The sequence below is a fragment of the Wolbachia endosymbiont (group A) of Volucella inflata genome (genome assembly GCF_947250665.1).
Classification (GTDB): domain Bacteria; phylum Pseudomonadota; class Alphaproteobacteria; order Rickettsiales; family Anaplasmataceae; genus Wolbachia; species Wolbachia pipientis.
In genome coordinates, this window is sequence record NZ_OX366338.1 from 197,799 (window position 1) to 214,804 (window position 17,006).

At 34.7% G+C, this 17,006-nt stretch carries 12 protein-coding genes, 1 tRNA gene and 5 pseudogenes; 7 read left to right on the plus strand and 11 right to left on the minus strand.

The features are described from left to right. Window positions 1–2 precede the first annotated feature (2 nt). Genes OOK85_RS01005 through OOK85_RS01015 form a run of 3 tightly spaced genes read right to left on the minus strand, consistent with a single transcriptional unit; the run spans window position 3 to window position 3,425 of the window. Window positions 3–932 carry a tyrosine recombinase XerC gene (locus OOK85_RS01005; protein ID WP_264703441.1) on the minus strand — a complete coding sequence of 310 codons (930 nt, stop codon included), beginning with the start codon at window positions 930–932 and terminating at the stop codon, window positions 3–5. A 2-nt stretch (window positions 933–934) separates the two neighbouring features. Then, window positions 935–2,323: a dihydrolipoyl dehydrogenase gene (lpdA, locus tag OOK85_RS01010; protein WP_264703442.1), complete on the minus strand. Its 1,389-nt coding sequence runs from the start codon at window positions 2,321–2,323 to the stop codon at window positions 935–937. Next, the gene (locus tag OOK85_RS01015; protein ID WP_264703443.1) at window positions 2,316–3,425 is read right to left on the minus strand and encodes an outer membrane protein assembly factor BamB family protein; all 1,110 of its coding nucleotides are present in this window, start codon (window positions 3,423–3,425) and stop codon (window positions 2,316–2,318) included. The genes lpdA and OOK85_RS01015 overlap by 8 nt, the downstream gene beginning before the upstream one ends. 357 nt (window positions 3,426–3,782) lie before the next feature. Here OOK85_RS01015 and OOK85_RS07955 point away from each other — a divergent pair. Continuing rightward, window positions 3,783–4,708: pseudogene (locus OOK85_RS07955) on the plus strand (IS5 family transposase). Here OOK85_RS07955 and OOK85_RS01030 read toward each other — a convergent pair. From OOK85_RS01030 to OOK85_RS01045, 4 genes and pseudogenes are all read right to left on the minus strand, one after another. Next, entirely contained in the window at window positions 4,701–4,853 is a 153-nt protein-coding gene (locus OOK85_RS01030) for a hypothetical protein (protein WP_264703448.1), read from the minus strand. The pseudogene OOK85_RS07955 and the gene OOK85_RS01030 sit on opposite strands and share 8 nt — an antisense overlap. Beyond that, complete coding sequence (locus OOK85_RS01035; protein ID WP_264702164.1) at window positions 4,841–5,593, minus strand: IS5 family transposase; 753 nt, start codon at window positions 5,591–5,593, stop codon at window positions 4,841–4,843. Before OOK85_RS01035 ends, OOK85_RS01030 begins: the two co-directional genes overlap by 13 nt. 769 nt (window positions 5,594–6,362) lie before the next feature. Beyond that, window positions 6,363–6,449: transfer RNA gene (locus OOK85_RS01040), tRNA-Ser, on the minus strand. Window positions 6,450–6,478: 29 nt separating this feature from the next. Next, window positions 6,479–6,766 (minus strand): annotated as a pseudogene (locus OOK85_RS01045) (phage BR0599 family protein); the annotation flags it as partial. Window positions 6,767–6,826: 60 nt separating this feature from the next. Here OOK85_RS01045 and OOK85_RS01050 point away from each other — a divergent pair. The 6 genes and pseudogenes from OOK85_RS01050 (at window position 6,827) to OOK85_RS01075 (ending at window position 11,181) form a co-directional block, all read left to right on the plus strand. Then, window positions 6,827–7,686, plus strand: a protein-coding gene (locus tag OOK85_RS01050; protein ID WP_264702431.1) for an IS630 family transposase whose coding sequence is annotated in 2 segments (ribosomal slippage) — window positions 6,827–7,151 and window positions 7,151–7,686 — 861 coding nt in all. Because the reading frame shifts where the segments join, the coding sequence is not laid out codon by codon here. Window positions 7,687–7,716: 30 nt separating this feature from the next. Beyond that, window positions 7,717–7,911, plus strand: a pseudogene (locus OOK85_RS01055) (DUF2924 domain-containing protein); the annotation flags it as partial. Next, window positions 7,904–8,833: pseudogene (locus tag OOK85_RS01060) on the plus strand (recombinase family protein); the annotation flags it as partial. The pseudogenes OOK85_RS01055 and OOK85_RS01060, both read left to right, overlap by 8 nt. An 80-nt stretch (window positions 8,834–8,913) precedes the next feature. Further along, window positions 8,914–9,666 (plus strand): IS5 family transposase, encoded by a 753-nt coding sequence (locus OOK85_RS01065; RefSeq protein WP_264702164.1) that lies wholly within the window; start codon window positions 8,914–8,916, stop codon window positions 9,664–9,666. 5 nt (window positions 9,667–9,671) lie between these two features. Further along, window positions 9,672–10,163 (plus strand): annotated as a pseudogene (locus OOK85_RS01070) (zinc ribbon domain-containing protein); the annotation flags it as partial. 67 nt (window positions 10,164–10,230) lie between these two features. After that, entirely contained in the window at window positions 10,231–11,181 is a 951-nt protein-coding gene (locus OOK85_RS01075; protein WP_264702189.1) for an IS481 family transposase, read from the plus strand. Here the strand turns inward: OOK85_RS01075 and OOK85_RS01080 are convergent. From OOK85_RS01080 to OOK85_RS01095, 4 genes are all read right to left on the minus strand, one after another. Beyond that, window positions 11,143–11,682, minus strand: coding sequence for a hypothetical protein (locus tag OOK85_RS01080; RefSeq protein WP_264703450.1), 540 nt, complete (start codon window positions 11,680–11,682; stop codon window positions 11,143–11,145). The two genes, OOK85_RS01075 and OOK85_RS01080, sit on opposite strands and share 39 nt — an antisense overlap. Window positions 11,683–12,004: 322 nt before the next feature. Then, window positions 12,005–13,963: an ankyrin repeat domain-containing protein gene (locus OOK85_RS01085; RefSeq protein ID WP_264702620.1), complete on the minus strand. Its 1,959-nt coding sequence runs from the start codon at window positions 13,961–13,963 to the stop codon at window positions 12,005–12,007. A 154-nt stretch (window positions 13,964–14,117) separates the two neighbouring features. Continuing rightward, window positions 14,118–15,557, minus strand: coding sequence for a hypothetical protein (locus OOK85_RS01090; protein ID WP_264702618.1), 1,440 nt, complete (start codon window positions 15,555–15,557; stop codon window positions 14,118–14,120). Window positions 15,558–16,053: 496 nt separating this feature from the next. Beyond that, window positions 16,054–17,004, minus strand: coding sequence for an IS481 family transposase (locus OOK85_RS01095; protein WP_264702189.1), 951 nt, complete (start codon window positions 17,002–17,004; stop codon window positions 16,054–16,056). Window positions 17,005–17,006: the final 2 nt, after the last annotated feature.

Here is a 17,006-nt window from a genome sequence, read left to right on the forward strand (position 1 = left end):
AGTTAAGGTTTTGGCTTCTTCTCCAAACTCTGCTGAAAATTTTTGTACATGTTAAAAGCATCTTGATAATTGAGGTGAGTGTAAACTTGAGTAGTCTCAAGACTCGAATGACCAAGCAGTTGTTGTATTGATCTTATATCAATATCTTCCTGAAGCAAATGAGTAGCAAAACTATGACGAAATGCATGTGGAGATAAAATTTCTGGCAGATTTAATATTCTCCTTATTTTCTGCAAACGATTAGCCACATAAGTTCTTCCCAATTTTTTTCCTCTTACTCCCAAAAAAAGATATTGTGTTTCATTATTAGTGCCAAGATAAGGACAGGCTTTTACATATTCTTGTATACACTTTTTTACTACCGGAAGAATGAATACCTGCCTTTGTTTATCTCCCTTACCTGTTACTATTAAACTTTCATTGTTAATATCACTAACCCTAAGGTTCAACGCTTCACTGATTCTTAAGCCTGTACCATATAGCAGGACGATAATTGTGATTTCTCTTTTTACCACCCAGGGTTCGCTCAAGTCAGATAATTTCATTTCTTTCACCAAAGTTTTTATATCAGGTATTGATAATGCTTTGGGCAGAGTTCTTCTCTGAATTGGCTTTGATAAGGAAAATACAGCTTCATTGTCTATATTGTAGTTGTTTTTTATGTACTTGAAAAAATTTCTGATTACTGACAATGCACGAGCGTTAGATCTTGCATTCACACCTCTTGCGTAACGAGAGGTAAGCCAACTTCTTAACTCAGGTACGCTCAATTTTTCCAAAGTGCCGACATTTACTTCTCCACCAATGTGAGTATTTAGGAAACTTATAAGATCCTTCAAGTCCCTCATGTATGACTCTAAAGTGTTTGGTGAATAAGATCTGTTGCACCTCAGCCACTCATACCATTTTTCAATGATTGAACCGAGGTCCACAATTATTTTTTAAAGAAAGCATTGATGCACGCATCTCGAAAGGCTTCATTTATATCAGGATGAGAGTGACAAATTCTGTATATATCCTCTGCTGCTGCGCCATATGCCATTGCAACCGCTGCTTCGTTGATTAGCGTATCAGCGTATGCTCCTATGATATGCACACCTAGTATTGTATCTGCTCTGCTACAAGTCAGCACTTTCACGAATCCTTCAGCATCATCAGTGATTTTTGCTCTGCCGTTTGCAGCAAATTGACATTTACCAACTTTGTACTTATAGCCAGCATTTTTGAGTTCCTCTTCGGCTTTACCGATCGAAGAAACCGCAGGGTGAGTGTAAATGACAGATGGTATAATTTCATAATCAACGTGAGGTGACTGTCCTGCTATTATCTCTGCAACTGCCACTCCTTCTTCCTCTGCTTTATGAGCAAGCATTGCTCCACCAATCACATCACCAATAGCAAATATTCCTTTTACATTGGTTTCATATCTGTTGTTAACTTGAACGAAACCGCGATTATTTTTTTCTATTTTTTCATCAATACCAAGACCCTCAGTGCATGGTTTGCGCCCTGCTGCCACCAATACCTTATCCGCCTCTATAGTGTTTGTTTGATTATCTTTTACAGAGCAAACTTTCACACTCAAAGAATTACTACTTTGTTTTATCTCCTCAACTTTAGTGCTAAGTAAAAATTTTATTCCTTGTTTTTGTAGACTAGAAAGTAGAGACTTACTTAATTCTCCATCCATTGCTGCAGCGATTCTATCAAAAAATTCTACTACAGTGACTTCAGACCCTAGCCTCCTCCATACAGAAGACATTTCAAGCCCTATTGCCCCGGCTCCGATTACGACAAGTTTTTTTGGTACTTCAGTTAAAGATAATGCACCAGTTGATGAAATAATACTTTTCTCATCGATATTAATTCCTGGCAAAGAAATAACGTCAGAACCGGTTGCAATTACTATATTTTTTGTCTTCAGCACCTTACCTTCAACTGAAACTTCAAGATTACCTTGGTCAAAAGAAGTAATTTCCCCAAGCCCATTGACTTTAGTGATTTTGTGAAGGTTAAACAGATATTCTATACCTTTTCCAAGTTCCTGAACTCTGGCATCCTTATAGCCTAGCATTTCTTTTAAGTCGAAACTTGCGTCCTTAATTTTTATGCCAAGCTTTGACAGATCATTTTTCGTGTGAGCATACTGATAGGAAGAATGGAGTAGTGCTTTGGAGGGTATGCACCCCACTCGCAAGCACGTACCACCAAAAATGCTATTTTTATCTATACAGGCAACTTTCAATCCAAGTTTTGCAGCAGCGATAGCACACTTATAACCGCCTGGACCACCACCTATAACAATCAGGTCATAATCAATCATAAAGAACAAACCTATTTTCTAAAGAATAAACACCTTTTCCCTCAGTTGTTACATATATCTTATTGCGAGTAAACACTGGAGTGTGAAACACATTACCAGGTACTTTGACTACCTTTCTTGCACTTTCAGATCCCGGAAAAGCAAACATTGAACCTTTATTGCTTGTCACCCACAGTGTATGGGCATGCATAATTGGAGCAAATAGTTGCGTATTTTCTATTAAATCAGATGCCCAGACTATTTCTCCATTTTTTATATCCAGGCCAATTATTTTATCATCTTTAGTAACTATAAAAATTCTTTCGCCTTCTTTTTGTTTCTCTGCAGGAATAAGAGGACTATAATATGACTCAATGTTTGATACACTTTTTACTTGCAGTGACTTTGACCATAAAATATTTCCTGATTTCACGTCAATGCTATAAATATAAGAATTATTTGTAGCTATTAAAGTATCGCCAAGCACTCTCGGTGTAGTAGTTACATCTGTGAGCTGTGTATCCAAAAGGTTTGTAGCCAATTTTTGGCTCCACAATTTTTTACCGTCTTCATTAAAAGCTATTAACTCACCATTTGAAAATGGTGCTATTATTTTATCATTAGAAATTGCTGGCGATATGGAATACAAACCTCGAACCTCATTGATGCCGTTTTGATAAGTCCAAACGAAGCTGCCATCTTTTATATCAAACACGTACAGATAATTATCAATAGTCAATACTACCAATTTATTGTTTATTACTGCTGCTTTCCCTCTTACTGGAGCTCTCAATTCTTTTTCCCACTGAATCTCGCCGGTTTTTGCATCTATTGTGTGTAGAACGTTATCCACTATAAAGAAAACGTTTCCTCTGTGACGCAATAGGCTCATGTTACTAATTTTTTTTCTGTGTGAGAGGTGTAATTTCCAATTCATAGCCTTTGAGTTATCAATATCAAAGGAATATAAAGCGCCGTGCTTGTCTGATAAAATAACGCTATTTTCTGTAAGCACTGGAGCTACATATCCTTGAGATAGTTTTTTATCCACTAGACTTATTCTCTCGCTTGCCATTGTGTAACTGCTACACAATAACATTATCATGACAATTATTACTTTCATTATTTATTGAAAACAAGATTCATTAATATACATCTTAAGAACCTTAATTACAACGGAAATGTTCTTGCTGCATGTTAAAAACGTTGATTTATGAACGAAATATTATATTATTATGTGAGATAATGTATATTCTTAGAGGTAGTACACCTCATCCACTATGCAGCAACGTGCATAGCTGTATGAACATTGAGATATAAAATAATTTATACCAAGAAGAAAGATGTCATCCAAATAGCCTCTTTTCCTGTCATCCCAGTGCTTGACACTGGGATGGCTTTGTTGCATAGCAACTGAAAAAATCTGGTGGCTACTGACAAAATTCATTATAAATAGCTATTTAACTGTTGAAGAAAAAATATGCCACAAAAAATGAGAGTTAGTAACTGCCATGAATATAACAAATTTCTAGAAAAAAGAGGAAATATTTTTCGTTACATCGATAAAGCTATCGAAAATTGGTATGAAAATAGTCCAAAAATGCAGGGCGGCAACTATATTTATAGTGATAAAGTTGTGATTTTAGTGCATATAATCGTTAATCTTTTTAGAATTGGCTTAAGACAAACAGTCGGGTTTATAAAAGGATATTTGCAACAAATAGGAAGAGATTTGGCAGTTATCAGCTATTCGCAAGCTTCAAAAAAAACTTAATATTAAGATCAATGATTGCAGAATTGATAAAAATAATATGGAAGATATCGAAATTGCCATAGATAGCACAAGCATCAGCATTTATAACAACACACAGCAAGGAAAATAGCGCTGACAGAAAATATCGTGGCTATGAACAGACAAGAAAATTGCATGTAATGTTGAATATAAACAGCAAAAAAGCCATAGCTGCAAAATACAGTAACGGTCTGATCACTATGGAGCTTGCGATTTGCTTAAAGGAGTTAATTTTCAGCATGCCATAAAAGCACTATATGCAGACAGAGCATATGACAGACATAAACTCTATAAATTGTGTGATGAATGCGGCATAAAGACAAAAATTCCTCCAAAAAACAATGCAGCAGAGCATCCAAAGTATGGCAGAGAGAAATGCTGCAATTAGACTAATAAAGTCATACAGCGAAGATGGAATGAAGAGGTGGAAAAGGCAAACAAACTACGGAAAAAGATCTTATGTAGAAAGTTTTTTCTCGCGACTGAAACAAACATTCGGGTTTAATTTTCGGAACAAATCTGAAATTAATCGTGGGAAGGAACTGCTACTCAAGTGTTATTTGCTTAATCAATTTACTGACATTGGTATGGCTAAATTTGAAATGGCTACATGAATTTATCGTAAATTACCACCGCATAGTTGTAACATTGTACCATATTACAATGTTCGTACAGTTGGTGCGACCCGAAAGTCGTGATTTTGTGATGGTTAAATTCCATCTCCCCTAGGCTCTGTGGACAAAATTTTAGAGAAGCCATACAAGAGCTCCAACAAAATTGAGAAAACCCATAAAAACCTCAGCAGTTTTATCAAATCTGGAAAAAATGCGCCTAAAATTTTTAATTTTACCAAAAAAACACTCAATCAAATGACGTTCTTTGTAGATATGCTCATCGTAATACCTTTGCACTTTTCGATTCCGTTTTGGCGGAATAACTACTGTACATCCCTTGTCTTCAAGACTTGTAACAAAGGCATTGCTATCGTAGCCCTTGTCAGCTACTACAGTAGAGTTATAGATACTTTCGGTCAACACTTGTGCCTGCGTAATTTCATTTCTTTGACCAGGAGTCAGAGTAAATTTAAGTGGATTTCCAAGTGCATCGACAAGCGCATGTATTTTAGTTGTAAAGCCACCTTTGCTCCTCCCTAAAGCTTCTTGATCCTTGGAGTTTTTTGTATATCCAGATGAACATGGATGGCCTCGGATGATCGTACCGTCGATTATAGCAACTTCTAAATCAGGCTCTTGTTTAGTATATTCAAGCAATTTTTTCCAGACATCTCTTTCACACCATCTTTTAAATCGCTTATGTATACTCCTGTAATTACCATAAGTTTTTGGTAAAAGTCTCCATTGGCAACCACTTCGCACTATGTACCACACTGCCTCTATGAATATTCTTAAACGTTTTTCATCTTTGCTGTGCATTCCTTTTACGCTTTTTATGAACTCTAAAATTTGTTTCCAATTTTCCTCTTTGATGTAATATTGCATATGGTAGTTTCTCCATTTTTTACCTATTAGGCTAAACTACCATCTTTTTCTCTCTTTTCATATTTTTTGTCCACAGAGCCTAGGATGCAAGCATGAGATAAAAGCAGGTAACACTAAACCTTATAGTGAATCCCTGCAAACAGAGTTAGATATGGTTACGAGAGGAACCAATGCCTGAATTGTCGTAACGAACGATATGCGAAATAAGGTTGGTTAACGCATAGACCAAAAGGTACGGAGAAAGTGGATAATTAGAACTTGACTGGTCTGATTAAGATGTTTCCCATCTCCCGGCAAAAAGTTGGAACCTAAGTCTAACATGAAACAATTTCATGGAACGGAGTAACATTATAGATGCTCTTATTCTTTAAGCAGGGAGCCACCCGTATGCACCTATAATGAGGGATTGTCTAAGAAGCCAAGGCCTAAAGTAATGTTTAAGATATGCTGACGTGGACACTGTAATTTGGAAGGTAAAGTTGTGAGTAGTGGTTAATATGTTATGAGCCAACATTAAGTGTTAGGTATGAATGAATACGACTTCTCTAGTAATATAGAGAATGCTGTATTTAAGCTATAAAAACAAATTTACCAAGCTTTGAAATGTTAATTACATGGAGAAGTATGTATAACAAACACCAAGTTAGAGAGAAGCCGGATGTGGTGAAAGTCACAAGTCCGGTTTTGAAGTCGAGTGGGGAGAGGTGACTTTCTCCACTTAGATAACTGTGCGCGACCGAGGGTTTTATACTATTCTAGAAGTAATATGCGGAAAAGGGGGGATTCGAACCCCCGACATATTTTCATATGTGCACGCTTTCCAAGCGTGTGCTTTAGACCACTCAGCCACCTTTCCATGTATTCATGATATTGAAAATTGTGCTGCTAAACAATATAAAAACCTGGTATATAGGGTTCACCACGAAAATTTACAGTATTGTTAAACTTGCTTCTGCAAGTTGGAAATGTTTTATCGCAACCTGCAAGTATTGAATATTTATCTCCAGCAGAAATTTGGTATGGAGGCGAAGTAAACAACGTAACTACTTTATTTTTATATTCTTTTACTACACCTTCAAACGCTGTTGAGCCAAAGAATTTCACTACTCCGTGCTTATAATATTCATCACTCTCAGTTAAATTCGTGTCTTCAAATCTTCTTTCGTCTATTATAGCTCTTTTCATAATGGTCCAAACGGGTTAAAATAAGAGTTTATAGTAGTGAAGGTAAGTATGCCAGCAGCATATAGTTATGATTTAAGAAAAAAAGCAATGGAAGTGCTAGACGAAGGGGAAAGCAGAGAAACGGTAGCAGCAAGATTTAAAATTGGAAGAACTACATTATGGGAGTGGCAGCAAAGAAAAAAAGAAACAGGAGATTTTCAGTCGAAAAAACTTGGAAATGGAGGTTATAATCACAAAATTACCGACTGGAATAAATTTACTGAATTTGCCAAAAAACATGGTGGAAAAACTCTATCGGAAATGGCTAAGCTTTGGAGTAATGTTAGTATCCCAACGATTCATCGAGCTCTTAAAAAAATTGGACTCACACGCAAAAAAAGACATATGGATACAAAGAAAGGAATGAAGAAAAACGTGCTGAATTTTTGAAAATTATAGCAACAAAAGAACCTCAAAACTTAGTATATATAGATGAATCTGGTATTGATAATACCGAAGACTATCCCTATGGATATTCTCAGAAAGGACAGCGGTTTTATGCTCTAAAATCTGGTAAAAAAATTCAACGAATCAGTATGATTGCAGCCTTAAACGGCAGAAAAATAGTTGTTCCGTTAACATTTGAAGGCCACTGTAATATGGATATCTTTAATAAATGGTTTGAGCAGTTCCTAACACCGATTTTGGAACCTGGACAAACTGTTATCCTTGATAATGCTACTTTTCATAAGTCTAATAAGATTACTGAACTTGCTAAAGGAGTTGGTGCAGAAATTTTATATCTACCGCCTTATTCTCCCGATTTTAACAAAATTGAGCATCATTGGTTTGCTATAAAAAACAGAGCTAGGAAAAACATTCCTCTATTCACATCTTTTCGTCATGCTGTTGATTCTGCTTTTCTATGAACTTTCCGGACTATTATGAAAAGAGCTATACCAGTAGAAGGGACAGAATTAATACTAGAGAGAGGGGAAGAGACTCATACAGTAATGGTAACAGATAAGGGTTTAATCTACCGAGAAGAATTTTTCACGTCATTGTCAGCAGTAGCTGGAAAAATAATGGGAATGAGTTACAATGGGCCGCTCCTATTTGGTTTGCGTGATCAAAAGGGAAAGGAAAATGTGTAAAGGGATAAGATGTGGAATATATACGAGAAAGTCAAATGAAGACGGTCTGGAGCAAAAGTTTAATAGTTTAGATGCGCAGCGAGTAGCATGTGAAAAGTATATAAAGAGCAAAGAAGGCTGGGTAGCATTGGCCAAAAGGTACGATAATGGAGGATATTCAGGGAAAAATTTAGAAAGACCAGCGATAAAGGAGTTGTTTGAAGATGTAAAGACAGGAGAAGTAGATTGTGTGGTAGTATATACGCTAGACAGGTTATCAAGGGAAACAAAAGACAGCATTGAAGTAACGTCATTTTTTAGAAGGCATCGAGTAAATTTTATAGCAGTAACGCAGATATTTGACAATAATACGCCAATGGGAAAGTTTGTACAAACAGTGTTATCAGGAGCAGCACAACTAGAAAGAGAGATGATAGTAGAGAGAGTAAAAAATAAAATAGCAACATCAAAAGAACAAGGGTTATGGATGGGTGGAACTTTGCCACTTGGGTATGATGTAAAAGATAAGGAATTAATAATCAATGAGAAAGAAGCAAAGACAGTGAAGCATATATTTGAAAGATATGTGGAGCTGAAGTCAATGGCAGAACTGACAAGAGAGTTAAACAGAGAAGGATATCGAACAAAATCAGATATCTTTAAAAAGGCAACGGTGAGAAGAATAATAACAAATCCAATATATATGGGAAAAATACGGCATTATGAGAAACAGTATGAGGGAAAGCATGAGGCAATAATAGAGGAAGAAAAATGGCAAAAAGTACAGAAATTAATAAAGAATCAACCATATAGAAAAGCAAAATATGAGGAAGCGCTGCTAAAGGGAATAATTAAGTGCAAGAGCTGCGGTGTAAATATGACACTGACATATGCAAAAAAGGAGAATAAGAGATATCGATACTATGTATGTAACAATCATCTAGGCTCTGTGGACAAAAAATATGAAAAGAGAGAAAAAGATGGTAGTTTAGCCTAATAGGTAAAAAATGGAGAAACTACCATATGCAATATTACATCAAAGAGGAAAATTGGAAACAAATTTTAGAGTTCATAAAAAGCGTAAAAGGAATGCACAGCAAAGATGAAAAACGTTTAAGAATATTCATAGAGGCAGTGTGGTACATAGTGCGAAGTGGTTGCCAATGGAGACTTTTACCAAAAACTTATGGTAATTACAGGAGTATACATAAGCGATTTAAAAGATGGTGTGAAAGAGATGTCTGGAAAAAATTGCTTGAATATACTAAACAAGAGCCTGATTTAGAAGTTGCTATAATCGACGGTACGATCATCCGAGGCCATCCATGTTCATCTGGATATACAAAAAACTCCAAGGATCAAGAAGCTTTAGGGAGGAGCAAAGGTGGCTTTACAACTAAAATACATGCGCTTGTCGATGCACTTGGAAATCCACTTAAATTTACTCTGACTCCTGGTCAAAGAAATGAAATTACGCAGGCACAAGTGTTGACCGAAAGTATCTATAACTCTACTGTAGTAGCTGACAAGGGCTACGATAGCAATGCCTTTGTTACAAGTCTTGAAGACAAGGGATGTACAGTAGTTATTCCGCCAAAACGGAATCGAAAAGTGCAAAGGTATTACGATGAGCATATCTACAAAGAACGTCATTTGATTGAGTGTTTTTTTGGTAAAATTAAAAATTTTAGGCGCATTTTTTCCAGATTTGATAAAACTGCTGAGGTTTTTATGGGTTTTCTCAATTTTGTTGGAGCTCTTGTATGGCTTCTCTAAAATTTTGTCCACAGAGCCTAGGAGGGAAAAATTGTGAATCGGTAAATCGAACTATAGTAGCAGGAGAAATAGAAAAAGAAGTAATGAAAAAAGCAGAGCAATTATATGAAAAACGGGGAGAAAAAGGGGAAGAATGGAGTTTTGGAAAGCAAAAAGAAATAGTGAAAAAGTTAATAAAAACAGTATTAGTGAAAGAAGAGGGAATAGAAGTGTGTTTAGAGGATAAGGTGGAATTTATACCAATAAAAAAGAAAGGAAGCAAATGCACAGTAATTGAGCCAGAAGGTAAAACAAACAATGCGTTACTCAAAGAAGTGGTAAGAGCCTATTCGTGGAAACGGCAACTAGAAGAGGGAAAGTATAGAAGTGTTAAAGAGCTGAGTGCCAAAATTAATATAGGTACAAGACGTATACAGCAAATTTTAAGGTTAAATTATTTAGCACCAAAGATTAAAGAAGACATAGTAAATGGGAGGCAGCCAAGAGACTTGAAGCTGGGTGTACAGTCCCAGAGTGTGATGGTATGATAAAATATGAGAAAAAAATACCATCAAAGGAGGAGTTATGGGACAAATATTACATGGGTGCGCCAAAACAACACAGACGATTCGTAGAGCAATACAAAATAGAAAAGAGAGCATAGCAAAACTCTCCAAGCATTATAACCTTAATCCAAAAACTATTATTAAGTGGAGAAAACGTTCATTTACGAAAGATGCTGATATGGGTCCAAAGCGTCCAAGATCGACTGTTTTAACGCTAGAAGAGGAAGCTATAATAGTTACATTTCGCAAGTATACACTACTGCCACTAGATGATTGCCTTTACGCTCTGCAGTCTACAATTCCGCATTTGACTCGCTCTAGCTTGCATCGTTGTTTACAAAGACACAACATTAGCAGATTACCAACTGTTGATGGAGAAGTTAAGTCAAAAAAGAAATTCAAACAATATCCTATCGGTTACTTTCATATTGATATTGCTGAAGTTAGAACTGAGGAGGGCAAATTACATTTGTTTGTTGCTATTGATAGGACATCCAAATTTACCTATGTTGAGTTGCGTAACAGTGCTACAAAACCCATAGCTGCTGAGTTCTTACGTAATTTGATTAGAATTTTACCGTATAAAATCCATACTATTTTGACAGATAACGGTATACAATTTACAAACCAGAAGCGTCATAAGTATGCTTTCCAACATATATTTGATAGAGTTTGCGAAGAGAATGTTATTGAACATCGTTTGACAAAAGTTAGCCATCCTTGGACGAATGGGCAAGTCGAGCGTATGAATAAAACTTTAAAGGATGCTACAGTTAAGAAGTATTACTATCAATCGCACCAGCAACTTAAAGAACACCTTTATAACTTTGTTATGGCTTATAATTATGCAAAGAGACTCAAAACTCTTAAGGGTCTTACTCCTTATGAATTTATATGTTATCAGTGGACACAGTCTCCAGAATTATTTATACTAAATCCACACCATCACACTCTGGGACCATACACCTAGAAGCTTTACAGGTGCTTTGGGGATTTTACACTCAACTTTTACAGAATTTGGATTTTTGCAGTCAATGTACACTTTTCTCTCAACACCACTATTGACATTCATAAATAATTTATGTTTCTCGTAAAGTTCCATCATAAATGGTCCATATATATGTTCATATCCTGCTTGATTGCAATTAGTAGCTAACTCTTCTAGAATATGATCATTTGGAGCTTCTGCTCTAGAATGTTGAAACATCTCCTTAAAAACCTCTTTTGCAAATGAACGATAATTCTTTTCTCCATCTTTATTATTTTTAACCAAGCTAATATGTTTTTTATATAATCGGTCAACAAAATCCCTATCTATATTCTCTCCGTTAATGATGAAATCCATTCTATTAATGTCTTTATATGCTTGCTCACCAGAATTTGCGCTTTTATTATCTTTAGCTCTTAATTTATTAAAACCAAATTCTTTAATTTTAGCCTTTAATGTAACTATTGGATTTGCTTCTGTCATACTTCCCCCTTACTAAAGCCTTCAAAATTAATTATACTATAGGAATTGTTAATAGATTATTGACGATATATAAGTGTAACGATGGCTTTGTACTACCTGTATAATAAATACGCTAAGGCAAAAATTTAGCTGTAGAAAGAATAATGCAACTTTATCGCATTTCATTTTACTATAACTTGACTATAAGAAAAAATCTTATTTTGATTACTACGAGTAGTTCTATAAACCAAATTAATTGTAAAAAAGAGCGAGTGATTTGTGTAGAGCTTAAGATAATTCGTTTCTTAGATTGCTAATTATCTTAGTTAATATTTAATACCTTCTACCTAGCAATTTCTTCCCTCGAATTAGAAACCCTTCTTAATTCTTCACGTTCTGCCCATGAAACCTTTTTGTTGTTAGACTCGCTTATTACTTCAGGACGAATTAATCCACCAGATCTTTCAAAATATCCCTGTTCAATAGCATCGTAGACATAATAATTACCAAGTGCACAATCCTCGCCTAATTCTTCTTTATGACCTTCGAATTTTTCCAATACTTCCTCTTTATTACTCACTTCTACTATAATTTTGCTTTTATTCTGTATGTCAGGATACAGCCTAACGTCTACATTTCCCAAACTAGTATAGAAGGTTAATACTATATCGCTGCCTTCTGTAAGATCTGTGTAATACCTTATTCCACCTTCGGTTTGAATTTCTACTTCACTACTACCGATCTTTACTATATTTCTTCCACACTTTACATCTCCATCGGTTAGACCTAAATCCCTTGCCCCATCTGTTATCTTTATAATGTCTATTTTACTATCTTTAGAATATTCTAAGTAAAAAACGGAGTTGTCTACTCTTGCATCTTTTAGCTCGCTATTGGTTGCACTTTTTGCGATTTCAATAAACTTATGAGAATTGCTAATATAATCTCTATAAGCTTTTTTTAGGTTAGTTTTATGCTCTTTAAATTTTGATGTCAGTGTGTTAGCATCAACTGTATTACCAAACACTGCCCCTTTTGATACTAATTGACATATTATATTACTAGCAACTTTAGGATTTTTTTCTAATTCACTGATTTTTTTCATCACATAATCGGTAAAAGTGTACTCATTACCTGAAAAGAAATCTTGTGAAGAAGAATAGTTTAATCGTACACCAGACTTTATAGCATCGTTTACAATCTCTTCAAGTTCAGCCATGTTTTGAGCCTGAAACACCTTATCAGAAAACTCATTTAACTTTTCCTTTTGATTTGAGGTTAAATTAACGAGTAATTTACTGGCCTGTCCTTTCTTTTGCTGACGATAAATAATATTTATACCATAATCTAATGCTCCTGCTTCTAGAAATACTTTTCTTAACTCTTGAGCAAGATCTTCATTATCCCAAGCAAAACGATCAACATACGAAAACACTTTTGATTCACCCATTCCTTGCCGAATATTTAGCACTACTTTTAGGTCTGAATCTCTTTTATGCTTACTTAAAAACTCCTTTAAATTTTTAGTGCAGTCTGAATCACATACAAGTAAGTCATACAATTCCTTATTCATCTTTTTCTGTTTATCAGTTAAAAATAATTCTTCAATATCATAGCAGAGATTATTAGTTGCTATTCGTTGTGGAGTTTTGCCCTTTCTACTTGTTATATTAGGTTTAGCTCCTTTCAAAAGAAGAGAGTTTGCATTATCGTAATGACCTTTGGCAGCAGCAAGGTATAATGGTGTTTTTCCTTTATTATCTTGTATGTTAGGATCTGCGCCTGCTTCTAAGAGTAAATCTATAGCCTGATTTCCTGTGCGACGAAATCCACCAATCTTTGCTCCTGCAATTGCATGTAATACTGTTGACTCAGATTCTCCTCTCTTTAGGTTAAGAATTACTTTTAAATCTTTATTACTTTTATTGTCATATAAAAATTCTTCAAGGGGATCAGTATTATCAAATGAACCACAGTTAGAAGCTAAACATTTTAGAGCACTAAGTAACTTTTTGTTTAAATTTTTTTGACTTGGCGTAAGATCGTGATCTAGAGCAAACCAAACACAAATTTGTTCGCTTAGTTCAAGTTTACTATCCATTAAAGATGGTGGTTCATTATAATTTCTAACTGATGGCAAATCCCCTGAGTACCACATATCATTCATCAGCTCATTTAATAAATGTTCTTTAGATGATAGATGTTCTATAATGGATTCATATTCAATATCATATAGTTCTGATTTGGATTTTGGCTTTAGTAGATTGATGATAGATTTTACCATCCCAGTAGACTCACCCATACTTACCCCTTAAGCTAAGATACATGATATATTGTATGCGATATGTAACATTAAGTCAATAACCATAATCTTTTTACTACTCATATGATTAAGCTTTTGTTAAGCTTTTATGGTAAGCAATATAAGATCTTTAGACAATCAAGCAGTATAGCATTTACCCTACAGTACGGCTTGTTGTCTGTTTTGAATTTGTTACTATCTCACACCAACTATTTTTTTTCTTTTCATTAGATAAGGTAATTTTTTCAGAAGATTGACGTAGTGTTTCATGTTTTTCAAAATATCCTCGTTTAATCGCATCATGTACTGAATATCCACCAAGTAAGCAATTTTCTCCTATTTCTTCCTTATCTTTTAATTGATCAAGTTTCTTCTTATCATCGTCACTTATCTTTACTTCAATTGTATTGTTGTCTTTATCACTAGAACGTAGATGAATACTAATCTTTCCTACTTCAGTAGTAAAAGACATTTCAATGCCACCTTCTAAAACGTCTGTATAATTTCTTTTTCCTCCTACATTTTCAACTCTTACTATACTCTTTCCAACATGAAATATATGATGTCTAAAACTTAAATCTTTCACTTTTGGATTATTTATAACTTTTGCAACCTCAACAGTGCTATCTTGCGAATATTTTACATAAAAATATCCATTATCCATTTCTACGTGTAAAGCTTTGCCTTGGGCACTACTGTTTATAATACCTTCATCTGCTACACTTTTTAGCTTGTTATCGATTTCTTCACGTTCTGCAAAAATCTCATAACTGAACCCATAAGTTGCATACAATAACTTATCATCATAAAAGGAACTGCATTTTACTCTTCCACCTTTTAATAGTAAATTACTCATGATATTGCGTATAATACCTATATTTTTGTCATCTGATACACCCTCGTAGGCAGGAATATCTCTTATTCCCTTAGAAACTAAACTTGTTATAGTCTCACTATCGTCTGATAAACTCTCATAAGGTGGTAATCCCTTATGCTGTCGTATTCTATCAGGGATATTTCTTATTTCCTTAAAAATTAAACTTGTTATAGTATACTTATCATCGTTATATTTTGAATTGAGTCTTATCCCTTTTTGCAAATATTTATTTGTTATGCACTCTATACGCTCTAAAGCAGTGTTTGTAAAATTTTCATGCTTATCCCTATAACCTTGATCATTTTTTGCTACTACATCTTTTAACTCTTTACAAAATTCATCAATTAGACTTCTCTCACTTTCAGTCAGTGGTAGATCTAGCTTAATTAAAGCAGAGTCTCTTGGACTAATAGGGTAATTTTTCCAATATAAATCACTATCATCAGTTTCACTCTGATACGACAATGTATGTTTTACACATGTGTCAACAGCCTCCCTAGTTTCATGTCTCTGATCAAGGTCATAACATTCCGAACGATTACTTATTCCTTGAACAAACAAACTATAATCATCTAAATCTGTTATGTCATCTTCAGGCGTTGTTCCCTCATTGCTATTACGCTCAATTTTTGAATGCCATGGCTCAGTATTTAATTCCTCTCCTAGCTTTTGTTCACTGATAGATTCTACAACATATTTTACTGACTCTGTACCCATACTACCTCCTAGCCTAGATATAGAATATATTATGTACAATATATAATATTAGTCAAGCTAATTTCAACATAATATTTTTACTACTCATATTTTTGTTAAGTTTTTATGGTGAGTACTACTACTAGGTTAAAAGTTGTTTATTACTGGAAGTTTTAGCCAATTTTACTATAGATCAACAAAATTGAGAACACCAGCTATATTTAATATATAGGAATATGATGGATTATGCTTTATAAGAAGTGCAAAAACTGCTCAAGCTTATACAGTAACCTGCGGAGCCACTTCAGCAGAATAAACAAACATATGCCACTATTAGTAGAGAATTATTTATAAGTCAACTAACTTTTTCAAAAAATACTTTAGTAAAAGTACCATGCTAGTTAGTGTTATAAAGAATTCAATTGTTTACTCTTTCAAAAAAGGTCGTATATTTTTGAGAACGAGTTGCGTAAAAATAGGGTTATAAAAATAGAAGCTTAAAATTCTTGCACCGAAGCTAGGTGTATGGTCCCAGAGTGTGATGGTGTGGATTTAGTATAAATAATTCTGGAGACTGTGTCCACTGATAACATATAAATTCATAAGGAGTAAGACCCTTAAGAGTTTTGAGTCTCTTTGCATAATTATAAGCCATAACAAAGTTATAAAGGTGTTCTTTAAGTTGCTGGTGCGATTGATAGTAATACTTCTTAACTGTAGCATCCTTTAAAGTTTTATTCATACGCTCGACTTGCCCATTCGTCCAAGGATGGCTAACTTTTGTCAAACGATGTTCAATAACATTCTCTTCGCAAACTCTATCAAATATATGTTGGAAAGCATACTTATGACGCTTCTGGTTTGTAAATTGTATACCGTTATCTGTCAAAATAGTATGGATTTTATACGGTAAAATTCTAATCAAATTACGTAAGAACTCAGCAGCTATGGGTTTTGTAGCACTGTTACGCAACTCAACATAGGTAAATTTGGATGTCCTATCAATAGCAACAAACAAATGTAATTTGCCCTCCTCAGTTCTAACTTCAGCAATATCAATATGAAAGTAACCGATAGGATATTGTTTGAATTTCTTTTTTGACTTAACTTCTCCATCAACAGTTGGTAATCTGCTAATGTTGTGTCTTTGTAAACAACGATGCAAGCTAGAGCGAGTCAAATGCGGAATTGTAGACTGCAGAGCGTAAAGGCAATCATCTAGTGGCAGTAGTGTATACTTGCGAAATGTAACTATTATAGCTTCCTCTTCTAGCGTTAAAACAGTCGATCTTGGACGCTTTGGACCCATATCAGCATCTTTCGTAAATGAACGTTTTCTCCACTTAATAATAGTTTTTGGATTAAGGTTATAATGCTTGGAGAGTTTTGCTATGCTCTCTTTTCTATTTTGTATTGCTCTACGAATCGTCTGTGTTGTTTTGGCGCACCCATGTAATATTTGTCCCATAA